Genomic DNA, 15,087 nt, shown 5'->3' with positions numbered 1-15,087 from the left:
GGTCTTTCCAGTGGCTTGGGTGCAGGCGGGGTGGAGAACAGATAGCCGTTTGAGCAAACTTCCGTCAGCGTTCCACGACTATTCCTGCAGGATCGTGCAAGAATCTTGCAGGATCAAGCTACCCCAATCCGCGGCCGAGACAGCATAGTGCAACTTGCCGCCCGCAGTCCATCTCCGCCGCGGGCGGCCCTCCCACAGGCACCGCGCGCTCCCGAGCCGGTCGCCCACTCCAAGAAACATCAAGGACACATCCATGGCCATAGCAAGAGGATATGCGGCGACCGATGCGTCGAAGCCGCTCACGCCTTTCACCTTCGAGCGCCGCGAACCGCGCGAAGACGACGTGGTTATCGACGTCGAATATTGCGGCGTCTGCCATTCCGACATCCATCAAGCCCGCGGCGAGTGGGGCAATTCGACCTTCCCCATGGTGCCCGGCCACGAAATTGTCGGCACCGTACGGGTGGTCGGCGCCAAGGTCAGCAAATTCAAGATCGGCGACCGCGTCGGCGTCGGCTGCTTCGTCGATTCTTGCACCGCCTGTGCAGCCCGCGACCTCGACCGCGAACAATACCTGCCCGGCCTCGTGCCGACCTATAACGGCGTCGAAGCGGACGGAACGCCGACCCAGGGCGGCTATTCCGATCATATCGTCGTCAAGGAAGGTTATGTGCTCTCCATTCCGGAGAACCTGCCGCTCGACGTGGCCGCACCGCTTCTGTGTGCCGGCATCACCCTCTATTCGCCGCTGCGCCACTGGAAGGCGGGGCCTGGCAAGAAGGTGGCGATCGTCGGCATGGGCGGTCTCGGCCACATGGGCGTCAAGCTCGCCCATGCGATGGGCGCGGAAGTGACCGTCCTCAGCCAGAGCCTGTCGAAGAAGGAGGATGGGCTAAAGCTCGGCGCCGACCACTACTACGCGACGAACGATCCGGAGACTTTCCAGGCGCTTGCCGGCAGTTTCGACCTGATCATCTGCACGGTGGCCGCCGAGATCGACTGGAACGCCTACCTCAACCTGCTGAAGGTCGACGGCGATTTCGTGCTGGTCGGCATCCCGGAAAATCCGGTGCCGCTCCATGCCTTTTCGCTGGTGCCGGCCCGACGCAGCATTTCCGGCTCGATGATCGGCTCGATCAAGGAAACGCAGGAGATGCTCGACTTCTGCGGCGAGCACGGCATCGTCTCGGAGATCGAGACGATCGACATCGATGAGATCAACGAGGCCTATGAGCGGGTGATCAAGAGCGACGTGCGCTACCGCTTCGTGATCGACATGGCCTCGCTCAAGGGATAATCGACGGCGATCAAGGGTCCGCTTCCGTCATCAGATTAGCGGCAGCGGACCGTCATTCTTGATCTCTTCCATCACCGCATAGGTGCGGGTCTCCTTTACGCCCGGCAGCGTCCAAAGCACCTGGCCGAGGAAATTGCGGTAGGCGGCCATGTCCTCGAAACGGGTCTTGACGAGATAGTCGAAGCCGCCGGCCACCATATGACACTCCAGCACTTCCGGCGCCTGCTTGATGGCGGCGGTGAACTGGTCGAAGACCTCCGGCGTCGTCTTGTCGAGCATGACCTCGATGAAGACGAGGAGCCCGAAGCCGAGCTTGTGCGGATCGAGGCGCGCTCCGAAGCCGCAGACATAGCCTTCCTTCAGCAGCCGCCGCAGGCGTTCGCTGGTCGCGGTCGGAGAGAGGCCGATGCGGTCGGCCAGCTCGAGATTGGTGATGCGGCCGTCCGCCTGCAGGATCTGCAGAATTCTGCGGTCGGTTTTGTCGATCTGATGCATTGCCGCCCTCCCTGCGTTCGTCAGGCGGCAAGTCGCGCTTCGGCGAGCTTCACCCAGTAGGAAATCCCGTGCGGAATCACCTCGTCGTTGAAATCATAAGCGGGATGATGGAGTCCGGCCGTCTCGCCATTGCCGATGAAGATGAAGGCACCCGGCCGGGCAAGCAGCATATAGGAGAAGTCTTCGCCGCCCATCATCGGGTCGAGCGCGGCATCGACCTTGCCGTCGCCGGCGATCGTCGCTGCCGCAGCAAGCGCATGGGCGGTCTCGTCCGCGTGATTGACGGTGACCGGATAGTTGCGCCCGTACCACACCTCGGCGGTGGCACCATAGGCGCCGGCGAGGCTTTCGGCGATCTGGCGGATCCGCGCCTCGCCCGTGTCGCGCACTTCCGGCGTGAGCGCCCGGACGGTGCCGGCAAGCACGGCCTGTTCGGGAATGACGTTATGGGCGAAGCCGGCATTGAATTTGGTGACGGAGACGACAATCGGGGCGAGCGGATCGACCATTCGCGAGGCGATCGTCTGCAGCGCGTTGACGATCTGCGCGCCGATCGCGATCGGGTCGACGGTCTTGTGCGGCTGGGCTGCATGGCCGCCGCGGCCCTTGATGGTGATCGAGAACTCGTCGGTGGAGGCCATGATCGGGCCGACGCGGCTTCCGAAATGGCCGACCGGCATGCCTGGCATGTTGTGCATGCCGTAGACCTCTTCGATGCCGAAGCGTTCCATGAGGCCATCCTTCACCATCTCGTTGCCGCCGCCACCGCCTTCCTCCGCCGGCTGAAAGATTACGGCGACATTGCCGGCGAAATTGCGCGTCTCGGCAAGGTATTTCGCCGCACCGAGCAGCATGGCCGTGTGGCCATCATGGCCGCAGGCATGCATCTTGCCAGGCGTGGTCGAGGCCCAGGGCTGGCCGCTCGTCTCGGCGATCGGTAGGGCATCCATGTCGGCCCTGAGGCCGATGGTGCGGCCGGTGCCGAGATTGCCGCGAATGAGCCCGACGACGCCGGTGCGGCCGAGGCCGGTCACGATCTCGTCAATGCCGAATTCCTTGAGTTTCCTTTCGACGAAGGCTGCCGTATTTTCCACCGCGAACAGAAGCTCCGGGTTCCTGTGCAGGTGGCGCCGCCATTCGGTCACTTCGCTCTGGAGTTCGGCGGCGCGGTTCAAAATCGGCATGATGTATCCCTGTCGGTCTTCGGTGGATGAACGCGGCAGCCAAATCACTGGGCTTTGCCATGTCCTGGCCATATAGGCTAAATAGCGGCACAATACGAGGCAACTCCGGAATTTCGAGGTCTGAGATCTTGGCGAATGCTCGATTCATGATGCGCAACAGCATAAGGGCGGCGGCCGCCCTTGCGACCGCCTGCGCGGTCCTTGCGACCACGACCCTGCCGTCCCTTGCCAATCCGCGGCTCGTCGTCGACGTCAACACGCTGAAAGTCTTCGAGCACGAGGACATGTTCCAGAAATGGTACCCGGCGTCACTGACCAAGCTGATGACGGCCTATACGACCTTTCGTGCGATCAAGGCGGGGCAGCTGACGCTGGAAAGCCCGGTGGTCATGTCGAAGAATGCCGCGTCCGAGCCGCCGAGCAAGATGTTCTACAAGCCCGGCCAGGCGATGACGCTCGACAGCGCGCTGAAGATGATGCTCGTGAAATCGGCGAACGACGTTGCCGTGGCGATCGCCGAGACGGTCGGGGGGTCGGAATCCGCCTTCATCGACCGAATGAACGCCGAGGCGCGCCGAATCGGCATGACATCGTCGCATTTCATCAACCCTAACGGCCTGCCCGGCAAGGGCCAGTACACAACAGCCCGCGACCTGGCGGTGCTGGCGATCACGCTGAGGCGGGAATTCCCCGAATATGCCTCCTATTTCGCCCTGGAAGGCATCACCACCGGCAAGAAGGACTATGCGAATTACAACATGCTGATCGGCCGCTTCGACGGAGCGGACGGCATGAAGACCGGATTCATCTGCGCATCGGGCTTCAATCAGGTGTCCTCGGCCAGGAGGAACGGCCGTAGCGTAATCTCGGTCGTGCTCGGCGCGGACAGTCTCGGCGCCCGCGCCGACGAGTCCGCCCGCCTGTTGCAGATGGCGCTGACGACAAGCGGCGGCGGCAAACCCTCGCTCACCGCGATTGCTCCCTACGGCGGGACGCGCGACGCGGTCGTCGACGTCAGCAAGGAGATCTGCTCCAAGGAGGCGGCGAAGATTCGCAGCGAAGGCCGCGACGAGGCCGGCCGGCAGAAGCTGCTCTCGCCCTATATTCACGAGATCAACCGTCCGCTGAAGCTTGTATTCGCCGGGCTTATTCCGGGCAGCAAGGAGAGGGGCGGCAGCGATGTTGTCGGGCAGGGCGATATCGCCAATGTGCCGGTCCCCGTTCCGCGTCCGAGCTTCTGAACAGTTTCCATAAGGGAGTTTGCCATGAACGGTCCATTGCCGGTTGTGCCGGTATCGATCCTGACCGGCTTTCTTGGGGCGGGCAAGACGACCCTTCTCAACCGTCTGCTGAAGGATCCGGAACTCACCGACACGGCCGTGATCATCAACGAGTTCGGGGATGTGGCGATCGACCATCTTCTGGTCGAAGCGTCAAGCGACGGCGTCATCGAGCTTTCCGACGGCTGCCTCTGCTGCACCGTGCGTGGCGAACTCGTCGACACCCTCGCCGACCTCGTGGACCGGATGCAGACCGGACGTATCAGGCCGCTGAAGCGCGTCGTGATCGAAACCACGGGGCTTGCCGATCCGGCGCCGGTGCTGCAATCCGTTCTCGGCAATCCCGTGCTCGCGCAGAATTACCGGCTTGACGGCGTGGTGACCGTCGTCGATGCGGTCAATGGCGAGCCGACGATTGCCGGCCACGTGGAAGCCACGAAGCAGGTTGCCGTCGCCGATCGTCTCGTCATAGCCAAGACGGGGCTTGCGAAAGGCAAGCAGGTCAGCGCGCTTTCGGCCATCCTGAGGAAACTCAATCCGCGCGCGCCCATCATCGACGGCGATACGGAAGCGGCAGCCCGGGCCGATCTGTTCGCCTGCGGCCTTTACGATCCATCGACCAAAACGGCTGATGTCGGCCGCTGGCTGCAGGACGAAGCCGACGCAGATCACGACCACGCCCACGAGCATCACCACAATCATGATCACGGCCATCGTCACGATCTTGATGAGAATGGGCACCGCCATCACCACCATGACGTCAACCGCCACGGCTCCGACATCCGCTCCTTCAGTATTCTCCACGACCGGCCGATCGAGCCGATGGCGCTGGAGATGTTCATCGATCTCCTGCGCTCGGCTCATGGCGAGAAGCTGTTGCGGATGAAGGCGATCGTCGCGGTCGCGGACAATCCGGAGCGGCCGGTGGTGCTGCACGGCGTCCAGACCGTCTTCCACGCGCCGGAGCGCCTGCCCGCCTGGCCCGATCCCGCCGACCGGCGCACGCGCATGGTGCTGATCACCAAAGGGCTCGAGGAGGCCTTCGTCCGCGACCTCTTTGATGCATTCACGGGCAAGCCGCGTGTCGATCAGGCGGATGCCCAGGCGCTCGCCGAAAATCCCCTTGCAGTGCCCGGCATGCGCTTCTAGAGCCTTTCCTGATTTCGCGCGTCTGATAAGACGCGCGGAGCTGAAAACCGGGGCCCGATGCGCCTAAGCCTTCTTCCGAATAAGAAAGCGATGGCCGCCCGCTACGGGGGTTGCCTCTTCGAGCCGGTGTCCGTCCTCGTTGCAGAAATGCGGGATGTCGATGACTGCCAGGGGATCGGTCGTCTCGATCTCGATCAGGGCGCCCGGCGCAAGCGATTCCATGCGTTTGCGCGTCTTCAAAACGGGAAGGGGGCATTTCAGCCCCCTCAAATCGTAGATGGTCTTCTGTTCGTGCGGCATCAATTGCCCCAGATCTTCCAGAAAGGGCGTTTTTTCGGCTGTTCGGGGGCCGGCTGCTCGGCGGGGATTGCTTGACCGCCGCCAGCGGGCGCCGTGGCGACCTGCGGGTTCTCGGCCGCCGACGCACTTGCCGCAGTGTCGCTTGCCGCCGGCTGCTGAGCGGGCGCGGGCGGGCCGGCGACCTGTTCCTGTGCCTGGGCGGGAGGTCGCGGCGTCACGGGATCGCCGTTGGAGAACAGGTTCCAGAACGATCTCCTTGCGGGCGCCGTCTGCAGCGTTGCCTGTTCCACTGGGCGCGCGACCGGGTTTGGCTGCGGCACCGGCACGGTCCCGCCCTCGCGGGTCGTCCTCTCCAGTGCTTCCTTCTGGATCAGGGTCGCCTGCCTGGCTTCCTCGGCTTGCTTCTCTTCGGCGAGCTTCCTTTCGAGGTCGCTCACCTTTATCAGCTTTCCGGCGTCGAGCGAGGTGCCGGTCGGGGCGTAGGCAAGTTCGCGGCCCTTGCGCTGTTCGGCGACCACCGCCTTGCGCTCCGCTTCCGTCGGCTCGTACCAGACCATGCCTTCGAATTTCTTCAGCGCCTTGTCATAGTCACGCTTATAGTCATTCTCGTAGTTCGCCATCGCCACCTGCAGCGCCGGCGGGCTCGACATGGCGGGGCATTGCCCGGCCGGGTTGAACGTGCCTTCGCTTTGCTGGTTGAAGACGTATTTCCGCTCGCAGACATTTACCTGCGGCGGGCGCTTGGTTACCTCGAACTGGTCGTAGCCGGCTTTCAGCATCTTCCAGAACTCGATATTCGGATTGTCGCGGTGACGCGCCATGTTTTCCGCCGTCATGCGGAAGGGAAAGGCCTGCAGCTGAATGTTTTCCTGTCCGCCCCGGAAGGCGTCGCGCGCGAGGGCAAAAATCTCGATGATCTGCTCGTCAGTCATGGAATAGCAGCCCGACGAGGAGCAGGCGCCATGGATCATCAGATGCGTGCCGCTGCGGTTGTTCGCCTTGTCATAGGCGTTCGGATAACCGGTATTGATCGCCAGATAATAGCTCGAATTGGGGTTCATCTGATGCGGATAGAGCGGATAGAATCCCTCGGGCGCCTGCCGGTCGCCTTCCTTGACCTTCGGGCCGAGCTTCCCGGACCAGGCGCAGATCTTGTAGCTCTTTAGAAGCTGGAAGCGACTGGCCGTGTTCGCCTTCCAGACTTCGAGCGTTCCCTCTTCCTTGAAGATGCGCAAGAGGATCGGCGATGACTTCTGCATCCCCAGCTCGCGCATTTTGCTGACCATCTTGCTGGAAAGCTGGTACTCGGTCTTGTTCTTGACATTGGAAATGTTGACCGAGTCGAGCGTCTCGTTGGTGCAACCGGCAAGCGCGGCTGCGACAGCGGCGGTGACAACAAGATTTCTGAAACGCATCAGCGAAAGCCCGTTCTTGCCACAATTTAACCTTGAGTGCCGCCTCCCTTTCGGGAGGACTCTTCAACGAATCACTACGTCATTATTCTTCACGAAATCTTAACCCTGCAGGGACCGCCTGCGAACGCCGTTTTTCATGACCCGATGAATATGGCCAAGATTTGGCCATGATCGATTTCCGGTTGCCGCACGCGAGGCTCTGATCGCGATGGTTCAGGGCGGAAAGGCGAGCTTTCAGCCCGCGGCAAGAAGGCATCGTGGGTTCAGAGATTGCGGCCGATATTCAGGTATTTCTGGCGGCGATCGGCGCGCAGTTCGTTGCCGTTGCGCGCGGAAAGCTCCTTGAGCGCGTCGGCGATCACGCTGCCGGTGCGCTCGATAACCGTGTGCGGATCGCGGTGCGCGCCCCCGACGGGCTCGGGAATGATGCCGTCGATCACGCCGAGCGCCTTCAGGTCCTCGGCGGTGATCTTCATGTTGCTCGCTGCCTCCTTGGCGCGAGTGGAATCGCGCCACAGGATAGAAGCGGCACCTTCCGGCGAGATGACGCTGTAAATCGCGTGTTCGAGCATATAGACGCGGTTACCGGTGGCAATCGCGATCGCCCCACCCGACCCGCCTTCGCCGATCACCACCGTGACGATCGGCACCTTCACGTTCAGGCACATTTCCGTCGAGCGGGCGATCGCCTCGGCCTGACCGCGCTCCTCGGCGCCGACGCCGGGATAGGCGCCGGCCGTATCGACCAGCGTAATCAGCGGCAGTGCGAAGCGATCGGCCATTTCCATCACACGGATCGCCTTTCGGTAGCCTTCCGGGCGCGGGCTGCCGAAATTGTGCTTGATGCGCGACTTGGTGTCGCTGCCTTTCTCCTGGCCGATCACGGCCACGGGCGTGCCGCGAAACCGCGCAAGGCCGGCCTGGATGGCATCGTCATTGGCAAAGTTGCGGTCGCCGGCAAGCGGCGTGAACTCGCTGAAGAGCTCGGCTGCGTAATCGAGGAAATGCGGGCGCGAAGGGTGGCGGGCGACCTGCGTCTTCTGCCACGGCGACAGCTTGGAATAGATCTCGACCATCGCGTCGCGGACGCGCCCCTCAAGCCTTGCGATCTCGTCGGACGTGTTCACGCTCTCGTCTTCGCTGGCGAGTTTCTTCAGTTCGAGAATCTTGCCCTCGAGATCAGAGATGGGTTTTTCGAAGTCGAGATAGTTGTGCATGAGATGCGTTTCCGATCGTTTTGCGACAAGGACTGCCCGGCCTCGCCAACTGCCCGGCGGTCCTAATCCTGTTTTTTCGCCTGTTTGGCAAGGGGGTGATGGTTTTGCACGAGCTCGCGTAAGCGCTCTTCCAGCACATGCGTGTAGATTTGTGTCGTCGAGATGTCCGAGTGGCCGAGTAGTTCCTGCACGGCGCGAAGGTCGGCACCGTTGGCGAGAAGATGGCTGGCGAAGGCGTGGCGTAGCACGTGCGGCGAGATCGCCGCGACCCGGATGCCGGCGCGCGCGGCGAGGCTCTTTAGGTCGCGGGCAAAGACCTGGCGCGGCAGGTGCCCGGATTTGCCATAGGAAGGGAAGAGCCAGGGGCTCTCCTCCTCGCTCTCCCGTTCCCGTAGGGCATCGCCATAGCTGCCGATGGCGCGCATCGCTGCCTGCGAGAGCGGCACCAGCCTTTCCTTGTTGCCCTTGCCGCGGATGACGAGAAAACGGCCGTTCTGCGAAAGCACGCTCGCCGGCAGCGAGACGAGTTCGCTGACGCGCATGCCGGTGGCGTAGAGAAGCTCGATGAGGGCATGCATGCGCAATTTCGAGAGCGCGTCCTCGCCGCCGGCAGCCGCCTCTGATTCCGCCTCCGCCTGGCCGATGAGCCTGGTAACGTCGTCAACGCTCAGCGTCTTCGGCAGCGGGCGCGCCTTTTTCGGGGCGTCGAGGATGCCCGTCGGGTCGTCGCCGCGCAGGCCCTCGGCATAGAGGAACTTGTAGAATTGCCTGAGCGAGGAGAGGCGGCGTGCCTGCGACGAGGATTTGAAGCCCTCCTTGGCGAGATGAGCGAGATAATGTCTCAGATCGTCGGGGGTGGCCTCGCCGAGCCGCGTGCCGCTCGAGCGCAGGAAGGAGAGCGCGTCCTTGAGGTCGCGCTCGTAGGATTGCAGCGTGTTCACTGCGGCGCCGCGCTCGGCGCTCATCATTTCGAGAAAGGCTTCGATATGCGCTTCTGAGAGATCCATCATTGCGGCTTGTTGACCCGCTCGGAGGGGATACGCACGGTGACGTCCCGTTCCACCGGCTCGACGAAGGTGACGAGTGCCACCATCGTGCCGTAGACCATGCCTGCGACGACGGCACAGAAGAACAGGAATCGGAACAGTGTCGGCATTTTAATCTCCTCTACACCGCCGCGCCGCCTTTTCAGATGCGCAAAGGTCGCTGTAGCACTTCGAAACGCTGTATGTCTTCAAAGCGAAGTCGATTCAAGGAGGCAGGCGGTTGAGAGCCTTCCATCCGTGCCAGAGGCCGCGCTTCCACTCAAGGTGCGTCCGCGACATTTGCGCGTTGAAATGGGGCATGGCGACCATATGAACGGCCCTGAGGGCGCGTTCAAGAAGCGCCCTCCGGCCCGTAGCGACGACTTGACGCCCTCCGCCGATTTGTCGATACCGGAATGGAATGGGGACTATGAAGCGCAATGAACGACGTCACCGAACCGGTTTCCGCGACGCTTGCCGAACGGGCGAAGCTCGCCCTCGGTAAGCGCAATCTCATCTTCATCGGCCTGATGGGAGCGGGTAAATCGGCGATCGGCCGAATGACGGCTCAGGCGCTCGGCATTCCCTTCGTCGACTCCGACCATGAGATCGAGCGCGTCTCGCGCATGACGATCAGCGAACTTTTCGCCGCCTATGGCGAGGAAGAATTCCGGGCGCTCGAGGCGCGCGTGCTGAAACGGCTGTTGCGGTCGGGACCGCGTGTCGTCTCGACCGGCGGCGGCGCCTATATCAACGAGCGGTCGCGGCGGCAGATCAAGAGGGGCGGGCTGACGGTCTGGCTCAACGCCGAACTCGACGTGCTCTGGGAGCGGGTGAACAAGCGCGACACCCGTCCGCTTCTGAAAACGGAGAATCCGAAGCAGACGCTCGAAAACCTGATGCGGGCGCGCTACCCAATCTATGCCGAGGCGGACCTCGTCGTCCTCTCGCGCGACGTGAAGAAGGAAAGGATGGTCGAGGAGGTCCTCGTCGCCATCGCCGATTGCAAGAAAGCCGAGACGCTATGATGAGCCAGATGACGCCCTCCGAACGCAAGGTCCGCGTGAATCTCGGAGACCGTTCCTACGATATCCTCATCGGCCCCGGGCTGATTGCGGCGACGGGCCGGGAGATCGGCGCACGCCTGAAGGGCCGCAGGGTGGCCGTCATCACCGACGAGAATGTCGCACCGCGTTACCTCGATCCGATGATGGCGAGCCTTGCGCAAAGCGGCATCGAGGCCGTCTCGCTGGTCCTGCCCCCGGGCGAGAAGACCAAGAGCTTCGATCATCTCATCCCGGTTTGCGACGCCATTCTCGGGGCCCGGATCGAGCGCAATGACGCGGTGATTGCGCTTGGCGGCGGCGTGATCGGCGACCTCACCGGCTTCGCCGCCGGCATCGTGCGCCGCGGTTCACGCTTCATCCAGGTCCCGACCTCGCTTCTCGCCCAGGTCGATTCCTCCGTCGGCGGCAAGACCGGAATCAACTCGCCGCATGGAAAGAACCTGATCGGAGTCTTCCACCAGCCGGACCTCGTTCTGGCCGACACGGACGTGCTCGACACGCTGAGCCCGCGTGAATTCCGCGCCGGCTATGCGGAGGTGGCGAAATACGGCCTGATCGACAAGCCGGCTTTTTTCCACTGGCTCGAGCAGAATTGGCAGGCGGTCTTTGCCGGCGGCTCCGCCCGTATCGAGGCGATCGCCGCAAGCTGTCAGGCCAAAGCCGATGTCGTGGCGGCCGACGAGCGCGAAAACGGCCTGCGGGCGCTCCTCAATTTCGGCCACACCTTCGGACATGCGCTGGAAGCAGCGACCGAATATGATAGTAACCGTCTGGTGCACGGAGAGGGCGTCGCGATCGGCATGGTGCTGGCCCACGAGTTCTCCGCGCGGATGAATCTCGCGAGCCCGGACGATGCACGCCGGGTCGAAGCCCACCTCAAGACCGTCGGCCTGCCGACGCGGATGGGCGATATTCCCGGCGGCCTTCCGCCGGCGGAGCGGCTGATGGACGCGATCGCCCAGGACAAGAAAGTGAAGGGCGGCAAGCTCACCTTCATCCTGACGCGCGGCGTCGGCCAGTCCTTCGTCGCCGACGACGTGCCGGCCTCCGAAGTTTTGAACTTCCTTAAGGAAAAGCACCCGCAATGAGCAGCGACGCCTTATTGACCTTCCTGGCGGACTATTGGCTATCCCTGGTTTCGGTCATCGCTCTTCTCGTGCTCTCGGCATTTTTCTCCGGGTCCGAGACAGCCTTGACCGCCACCTCCCGGTCGCGCATGCACACGCTCGAAAGCAATGGCGACCAGCGGGCGGGAATCGTCAACCGGCTGATCGAGCGGCGCGATCGTCTGATCGGCGCGTTGCTCATCGGCAACAACCTCGTCAATATTCTCGCGTCGTCACTGACGACCAGCCTGCTGATCGGCCTTGTCGGCGATTCCGGCGTGGCGATAGCCACCTTCGCCATGACGGTGCTGCTCGTTATCTTTTCCGAAGTGTTGCCGAAAAGCTGGGCGATCGCCTCGCCCGATCGCTTCGCCCTCACCGTGGCGCCGGTGGTCCGGCCCTTCGTCGCAGTCGCCGGCCCGCTTTCCTCTCTCGTCAACGCGATCGTCCGGCGCATCCTGAACCTCTTCGGCGTCAATCTCGCCTCCGACATGCCTATGCTTTCCGCGCATGAGGAGTTGCGGGGCGCGGTCAACCTGCTGCATCGCGAGGGAGCGGTGATCAAGGCCGACCGCGACCGGCTGGGCGGCGTGCTCGATCTCGGCGAGTTGGAAGTGTCGGATATCATGATTCACCGTACCGCCATGCGGGCGATCAACGCCGACGACGCGCCGGAAGTCTGCGTGCGAGAAATCCTCGAAAGCCCTTTTACGCGGCTGCCGCTGTGGCGCGGTTCGACCGACAACATCATCGGCGTCGTCCACTCCAAGGACCTCCTGAGGGCATTAGCCGAGCCCAATGTGGAGCCGGAGACGCTGGATATCGTCAAGATCGCGCAGAAGCCCTGGTTCGTTCCGGATACGACCAACCTGAAGGACCAGCTCAACGCCTTCCTCCGCCGCAAGCTCCATCTGGCCATCGTCGTCGACGAATATGGCCAGGTGCAGGGGCTGGTCACCCTTGAGGACATCCTGGAGGAGATCGTCGGCGACATTGCCGACGAGCACGACCTCGACATCCAGGGCGTGCGGCAGGAAGCCGACGGCTCCATCGTCGTCGATGGTTCGGTGCCGATCCGCGATCTTAACCGCGCGCTCGACTGGTCGCTGCCGGACGAGGAGGCGACCACGGTCGCCGGTCTCGTCATTCATGAATCGAAGAGCATCCCGGAGGAGCGGCAGGCTTTCACCTTCTACGGAAAGCGCTTCACCGTCATGAAACGGGTCAAGAACCGGATCACCAAATTGCGCATCCGCGCCGCCGACGACACGCCGACGGCTTAGCGCATCGGCCCATCGTATGGGTTTCCGGAAAACCCATTGCGTCGATTGAAGGTGTGCCTTGCGCGCACAGAGCCCGTCCCAACGTCACCAGGGGCGCGGATCACCAGCGCGTCGGCTCTCCGGGGGCGGCGGGCTCGACTGCAAGCGCATGCAGGCCGGCATCGAGCTCCGGCTTCAGGAGATCGTTGATGGCGCGGTGGCGCGCCACGCGGCTCATGCCTGAAAAGGCGCTTGCGACGATGCGGACGCGCATATGGGTCTCGCCGCCGCCGTCAAAGCCCGGCTGGTGGCCGGCATGGAGATGGCTTTCGTCGATGACGGCGAGCCGTTCGGGTTGGAAGGCTTCCACCAGCTTCTGCTCGATGCGGCTTTGCAACGACATGCTTCCGTCCCATTTCCCTGTTTGCTGCTTGAGCGTAGCTGGCGACGCCCGGAGTAAGCGGTGCAAAATACCCGCACAAAGCCAGCAACATTCCACTTTGTCAATTCTTGTTGTGACCTGTCGCAAACCCCATAATGTGCGCCATGAAACTCGATTCAAAATACTTCGACCGCATCCGCACGCGCCCGAAGGGCGAGGCGCGCGTCGAGCCGTCCGTGCCCATGTGCCAATGGGACGGCTGCGACAAGAAAGGGGTGCATCGGGCGCCCGTCGGTCGCAACGCCGAAGGCGAGTATTTCCTCTTCTGTTTCGAGCATGTGAAGGAATACAACAAGGGCTACAATTATTTCTCGGGGCTCTCCGATTCCGAGATCGCGCGCTACCAGAAGGAGGCCGTGACCGGGCATCGGCCCACTTGGACGGTCGGCGTCAACAAGAATGCCGGGGACGGTCCCACCCAATCGCAGATGCGCTCCGGCAGTGCGGGTGCGCAGGCGCGCATGCGCGACCCGTTCGGCTTCTTCAACGAAGCACGCGCCCGCTCGAGCCGGCACGAGCCGCGGCTGCGCAAGCTGAAGACACTCGAGGCCAAGGCCTTCGAAACGCTCGGACTTGCAGCCTCGGCAACGACCGCCGATATCAAGGCGGCCTACAAGGAACTCGTCAAGAAGCATCATCCCGACGCGAACGGCGGAGACAGAGGTTCGGAAGACCGTTTTCGGGCCGTTATACAGGCCTATCAATTGTTAAAACAGGCTGGTTTCTGCTAACAACGCGGATTAAGACAGAAGTACTATGCAGGCGAATGCGCGGGTGCCGTCCGGCGGCCGCTCTGGAGACATGATGAGCAAGATTGACCTCGACATTTCCAACCTCCCCGACACGACGATCTCTGTCCGGGAGGTTTTCGGCATCGACACGGATTTGCGCGTTCCCGCCTATTCGAAGGGCGATGCCTATGTGCCCGATCTCGATCCGGACTATCTTTTCGACCGGGAAACGACGCTCGCCATTCTTGCAGGCTTCGCCCACAATCGCCGCGTCATGGTTGCAGGCTATCATGGCACCGGCAAGTCGACCCATATCGAGCAGGTCGCCGCAAGGCTCAACTGGCCCTGCGTGCGCATCAATCTCGACAGCCATGTCAGCCGTATCGATCTCGTCGGCAAGGATGCGATCGTCGTCAAGGACGGCCTGCAGGTGACAGAGTTCAAGGACGGTATTCTTCCCTGGGCCTACCAGCACAATGTCGCGCTCGTCTTCGATGAGTATGATGCCGGTCGCCCGGATGTCATGTTCGTCATCCAGCGCGTGCTGGAATCCTCCGGCCGGCTGACGCTTCTCGACCAGAGCCGGGTAATCCGCCCACATCCGGCCTTCCGGCTGTTCGCGACTGCCAACACCATAGGCCTCGGCGATACTACCGGTCTCTACCACGGCACACAGCAGATCAACCAGGCGCAGATGGACCGCTGGTCGATCGTGACCACGCTCAATTACCTGCCGCACGACAAGGAAGTCGACATCGTCGCGGCCAAGGTCAAGGGATTTTCGGCCGACAAGGGCCGCGAGACCGTCTCGAAGATGGTGCGCGTCGCGGATCTCACGCGCGCCGCCTTCATCAACGGCGATCTCTCGACGGTGATGAGCCCGCGCACCGTGATCACCTGGGCGGAAAATGCCTACATCTTCGGCGACGTCGCCTTTGCCTTCCGCGTGACCTTCCTCAACAAGTGCGACGAGCTGGAGCGGCCGCTGGTGGCCGAGCATTACCAGCGCGCCTTCGGCGTCGAGCTGAAGGAAAGCGCCGCGAATATCGTGCTGGAAGCCACCGCCTGATTGCCGAAGGCTGCAGGTAAGGTGAGGCGCTCGGATATCGCCCGGGCT

Annotated in this window: 16 protein-coding genes; 8 read left to right on the top strand and 8 right to left on the bottom strand. The window is 62.7% G+C overall.

Annotated elements, in window-relative coordinates; translation table 11 throughout:
- Positions 1-253: 253 nt before the first annotated feature.
- Positions 254-1,297: an NAD(P)-dependent alcohol dehydrogenase gene (locus SJ05684_RS12915; RefSeq protein ID WP_034857287.1), complete on the top strand. Its 1,044-nt coding sequence runs from the start codon at positions 254-256 to the stop codon at positions 1,295-1,297.
- A 30-nt stretch (positions 1,298-1,327) separates the two neighbouring features.
- On the opposite strand, the gene SJ05684_RS12910 is transcribed toward SJ05684_RS12915, so the two are convergent.
- Both SJ05684_RS12910 and SJ05684_RS12905 read right to left on the bottom strand, forming a co-directional pair.
- Complete coding sequence (locus tag SJ05684_RS12910) at positions 1,328-1,792, bottom strand: Lrp/AsnC ligand binding domain-containing protein (protein WP_034857288.1); 465 nt, start codon at positions 1,790-1,792, stop codon at positions 1,328-1,330.
- A 20-nt stretch (positions 1,793-1,812) separates the two neighbouring features.
- Positions 1,813-2,976: a M20 aminoacylase family protein gene (locus tag SJ05684_RS12905; RefSeq protein ID WP_034857300.1), complete on the bottom strand. Its 1,164-nt coding sequence runs from the start codon at positions 2,974-2,976 to the stop codon at positions 1,813-1,815.
- 149 nt (positions 2,977-3,125) lie between these two features.
- Between SJ05684_RS12905 and SJ05684_RS12900 the strand changes: the two genes are divergently transcribed.
- Together SJ05684_RS12900 and SJ05684_RS12895 are read left to right on the top strand one after the other, a co-directional pair.
- A complete protein-coding gene (locus SJ05684_RS12900) occupies positions 3,126-4,217 on the top strand; it encodes a D-alanyl-D-alanine carboxypeptidase family protein (protein ID WP_034857301.1) in 1,092 nt (363 codons plus the stop codon).
- 24 nt (positions 4,218-4,241) lie between these two features.
- Positions 4,242-5,405 (top strand): CobW family GTP-binding protein, encoded by a 1,164-nt coding sequence (locus SJ05684_RS12895; protein ID WP_034857289.1) that lies wholly within the window; start codon positions 4,242-4,244, stop codon positions 5,403-5,405.
- Positions 5,406-5,468: 63 nt separating this feature from the next.
- On the opposite strand, the gene SJ05684_RS12890 is transcribed toward SJ05684_RS12895, so the two are convergent.
- The 5 genes from SJ05684_RS12890 to SJ05684_RS12870 all read right to left on the bottom strand — a co-directional run bounded on the left by SJ05684_RS12890 (position 5,469) and on the right by SJ05684_RS12870 (position 9,493).
- A complete protein-coding gene (locus tag SJ05684_RS12890) occupies positions 5,469-5,705 on the bottom strand; it encodes a sulfurtransferase TusA family protein (protein WP_034857290.1) in 237 nt (78 codons plus the stop codon).
- Positions 5,705-7,120, bottom strand: coding sequence for a L,D-transpeptidase family protein (locus SJ05684_RS12885; RefSeq protein WP_034857291.1), 1,416 nt, complete (start codon positions 7,118-7,120; stop codon positions 5,705-5,707). Before SJ05684_RS12885 ends, SJ05684_RS12890 begins: the two co-directional genes overlap by 1 nt.
- Positions 7,121-7,383: 263 nt before the next feature.
- A complete protein-coding gene (locus tag SJ05684_RS12880) occupies positions 7,384-8,337 on the bottom strand; it encodes an acetyl-CoA carboxylase carboxyltransferase subunit alpha (protein WP_034857292.1) in 954 nt (317 codons plus the stop codon).
- Between the two features lie 62 nt (positions 8,338-8,399).
- The gene (xerD, locus tag SJ05684_RS12875; protein WP_034857293.1) at positions 8,400-9,347 is read right to left on the bottom strand and encodes a site-specific tyrosine recombinase XerD; all 948 of its coding nucleotides are present in this window, start codon (positions 9,345-9,347) and stop codon (positions 8,400-8,402) included.
- Positions 9,344-9,493: a hypothetical protein gene (locus tag SJ05684_RS12870; protein ID WP_034857294.1), complete on the bottom strand. Its 150-nt coding sequence runs from the start codon at positions 9,491-9,493 to the stop codon at positions 9,344-9,346. Before SJ05684_RS12870 ends, xerD begins: the two co-directional genes overlap by 4 nt.
- Positions 9,494-9,802: 309 nt before the next feature.
- Between SJ05684_RS12870 and SJ05684_RS12865 the strand changes: the two genes are divergently transcribed.
- Genes SJ05684_RS12865 through SJ05684_RS12855 form a run of 3 tightly spaced genes read left to right on the top strand, consistent with a single transcriptional unit; the run spans position 9,803 to position 12,818 of the window.
- The gene (locus SJ05684_RS12865) at positions 9,803-10,390 is read left to right on the top strand and encodes a shikimate kinase (RefSeq protein ID WP_034857295.1); all 588 of its coding nucleotides are present in this window, start codon (positions 9,803-9,805) and stop codon (positions 10,388-10,390) included.
- The gene (gene aroB / locus SJ05684_RS12860) at positions 10,387-11,517 is read left to right on the top strand and encodes a 3-dehydroquinate synthase (protein ID WP_083846220.1); all 1,131 of its coding nucleotides are present in this window, start codon (positions 10,387-10,389) and stop codon (positions 11,515-11,517) included. The genes SJ05684_RS12865 and aroB overlap by 4 nt, the downstream gene beginning before the upstream one ends.
- Complete coding sequence (locus tag SJ05684_RS12855; RefSeq protein WP_034857297.1) at positions 11,514-12,818, top strand: HlyC/CorC family transporter; 1,305 nt, start codon at positions 11,514-11,516, stop codon at positions 12,816-12,818. Before aroB ends, SJ05684_RS12855 begins: the two co-directional genes overlap by 4 nt.
- A 100-nt stretch (positions 12,819-12,918) precedes the next feature.
- Here the strand turns inward: SJ05684_RS12855 and SJ05684_RS12850 are convergent, their stop codons facing one another.
- On the bottom strand, positions 12,919-13,200 hold the full coding sequence (locus tag SJ05684_RS12850) for a BolA family protein (protein ID WP_034857298.1): 282 nt from the start codon (positions 13,198-13,200) through the stop codon (positions 12,919-12,921).
- 134 nt (positions 13,201-13,334) lie between these two features.
- Here SJ05684_RS12850 and SJ05684_RS12845 point away from each other — a divergent pair, with 134 nt between their 5' ends.
- Together SJ05684_RS12845 and cobS are read left to right on the top strand one after the other, a co-directional pair.
- The gene (locus SJ05684_RS12845) at positions 13,335-13,970 is read left to right on the top strand and encodes a J domain-containing protein (RefSeq protein ID WP_095694261.1); all 636 of its coding nucleotides are present in this window, start codon (positions 13,335-13,337) and stop codon (positions 13,968-13,970) included.
- Positions 13,971-14,043: 73 nt separating this feature from the next.
- Entirely contained in the window at positions 14,044-15,039 is a 996-nt protein-coding gene (gene cobS, locus SJ05684_RS12840) for a cobaltochelatase subunit CobS (protein ID WP_034857352.1), read from the top strand.
- The last annotated feature ends 48 nt before the right edge of the window (positions 15,040-15,087 follow it).

This window comes from Sinorhizobium sojae CCBAU 05684, from assembly GCF_002288525.1.
Lineage (GTDB): Bacteria > Pseudomonadota > Alphaproteobacteria > Rhizobiales > Rhizobiaceae > Sinorhizobium > Sinorhizobium sojae.
This window is presented reverse-complemented; position numbering and strand designations above follow the sequence as displayed.

What these genes read in the sequence shown, in the direction of transcription:
- SJ05684_RS12915 (WP_034857287.1), top strand. Translation starts at nt 254, where the DNA reads ATGGCCATAGCAAGAGGATATGCGGCGACCGATGCGTCGAAGCCGCTC.
- SJ05684_RS12910 (WP_034857288.1), bottom strand. Translation starts at nt 1,792, where the DNA reads ATGCATCAGATCGACAAAACCGACCGCAGAATTCTGCAGATCCTGCAG.
- SJ05684_RS12905 (WP_034857300.1), bottom strand. Translation starts at nt 2,976, where the DNA reads ATGCCGATTTTGAACCGCGCCGCCGAACTCCAGAGCGAAGTGACCGAA.
- SJ05684_RS12900 (WP_034857301.1), top strand. Translation starts at nt 3,126, where the DNA reads ATGCGCAACAGCATAAGGGCGGCGGCCGCCCTTGCGACCGCCTGCGCG.
- SJ05684_RS12895 (WP_034857289.1), top strand. Translation starts at nt 4,242, where the DNA reads ATGAACGGTCCATTGCCGGTTGTGCCGGTATCGATCCTGACCGGCTTT.
- SJ05684_RS12890 (WP_034857290.1), bottom strand. Translation starts at nt 5,705, where the DNA reads ATGCCGCACGAACAGAAGACCATCTACGATTTGAGGGGGCTGAAATGC.
- SJ05684_RS12885 (WP_034857291.1), bottom strand. Translation starts at nt 7,120, where the DNA reads ATGCGTTTCAGAAATCTTGTTGTCACCGCCGCTGTCGCAGCCGCGCTT.
- SJ05684_RS12880 (WP_034857292.1), bottom strand. Translation starts at nt 8,337, where the DNA reads ATGCACAACTATCTCGACTTCGAAAAACCCATCTCTGATCTCGAGGGC.
- xerD (WP_034857293.1), bottom strand. Translation starts at nt 9,347, where the DNA reads ATGATGGATCTCTCAGAAGCGCATATCGAAGCCTTTCTCGAAATGATG.
- SJ05684_RS12870 (WP_034857294.1), bottom strand. Translation starts at nt 9,493, where the DNA reads ATGCCGACACTGTTCCGATTCCTGTTCTTCTGTGCCGTCGTCGCAGGC.
- SJ05684_RS12865 (WP_034857295.1), top strand. Translation starts at nt 9,803, where the DNA reads ATGAACGACGTCACCGAACCGGTTTCCGCGACGCTTGCCGAACGGGCG.
- aroB (WP_083846220.1), top strand. Translation starts at nt 10,387, where the DNA reads ATGATGAGCCAGATGACGCCCTCCGAACGCAAGGTCCGCGTGAATCTC.
- SJ05684_RS12855 (WP_034857297.1), top strand. Translation starts at nt 11,514, where the DNA reads ATGAGCAGCGACGCCTTATTGACCTTCCTGGCGGACTATTGGCTATCC.
- SJ05684_RS12850 (WP_034857298.1), bottom strand. Translation starts at nt 13,200, where the DNA reads ATGTCGTTGCAAAGCCGCATCGAGCAGAAGCTGGTGGAAGCCTTCCAA.
- SJ05684_RS12845 (WP_095694261.1), top strand. Translation starts at nt 13,335, where the DNA reads ATGTGCGCCATGAAACTCGATTCAAAATACTTCGACCGCATCCGCACG.
- cobS (WP_034857352.1), top strand. Translation starts at nt 14,044, where the DNA reads ATGAGCAAGATTGACCTCGACATTTCCAACCTCCCCGACACGACGATC.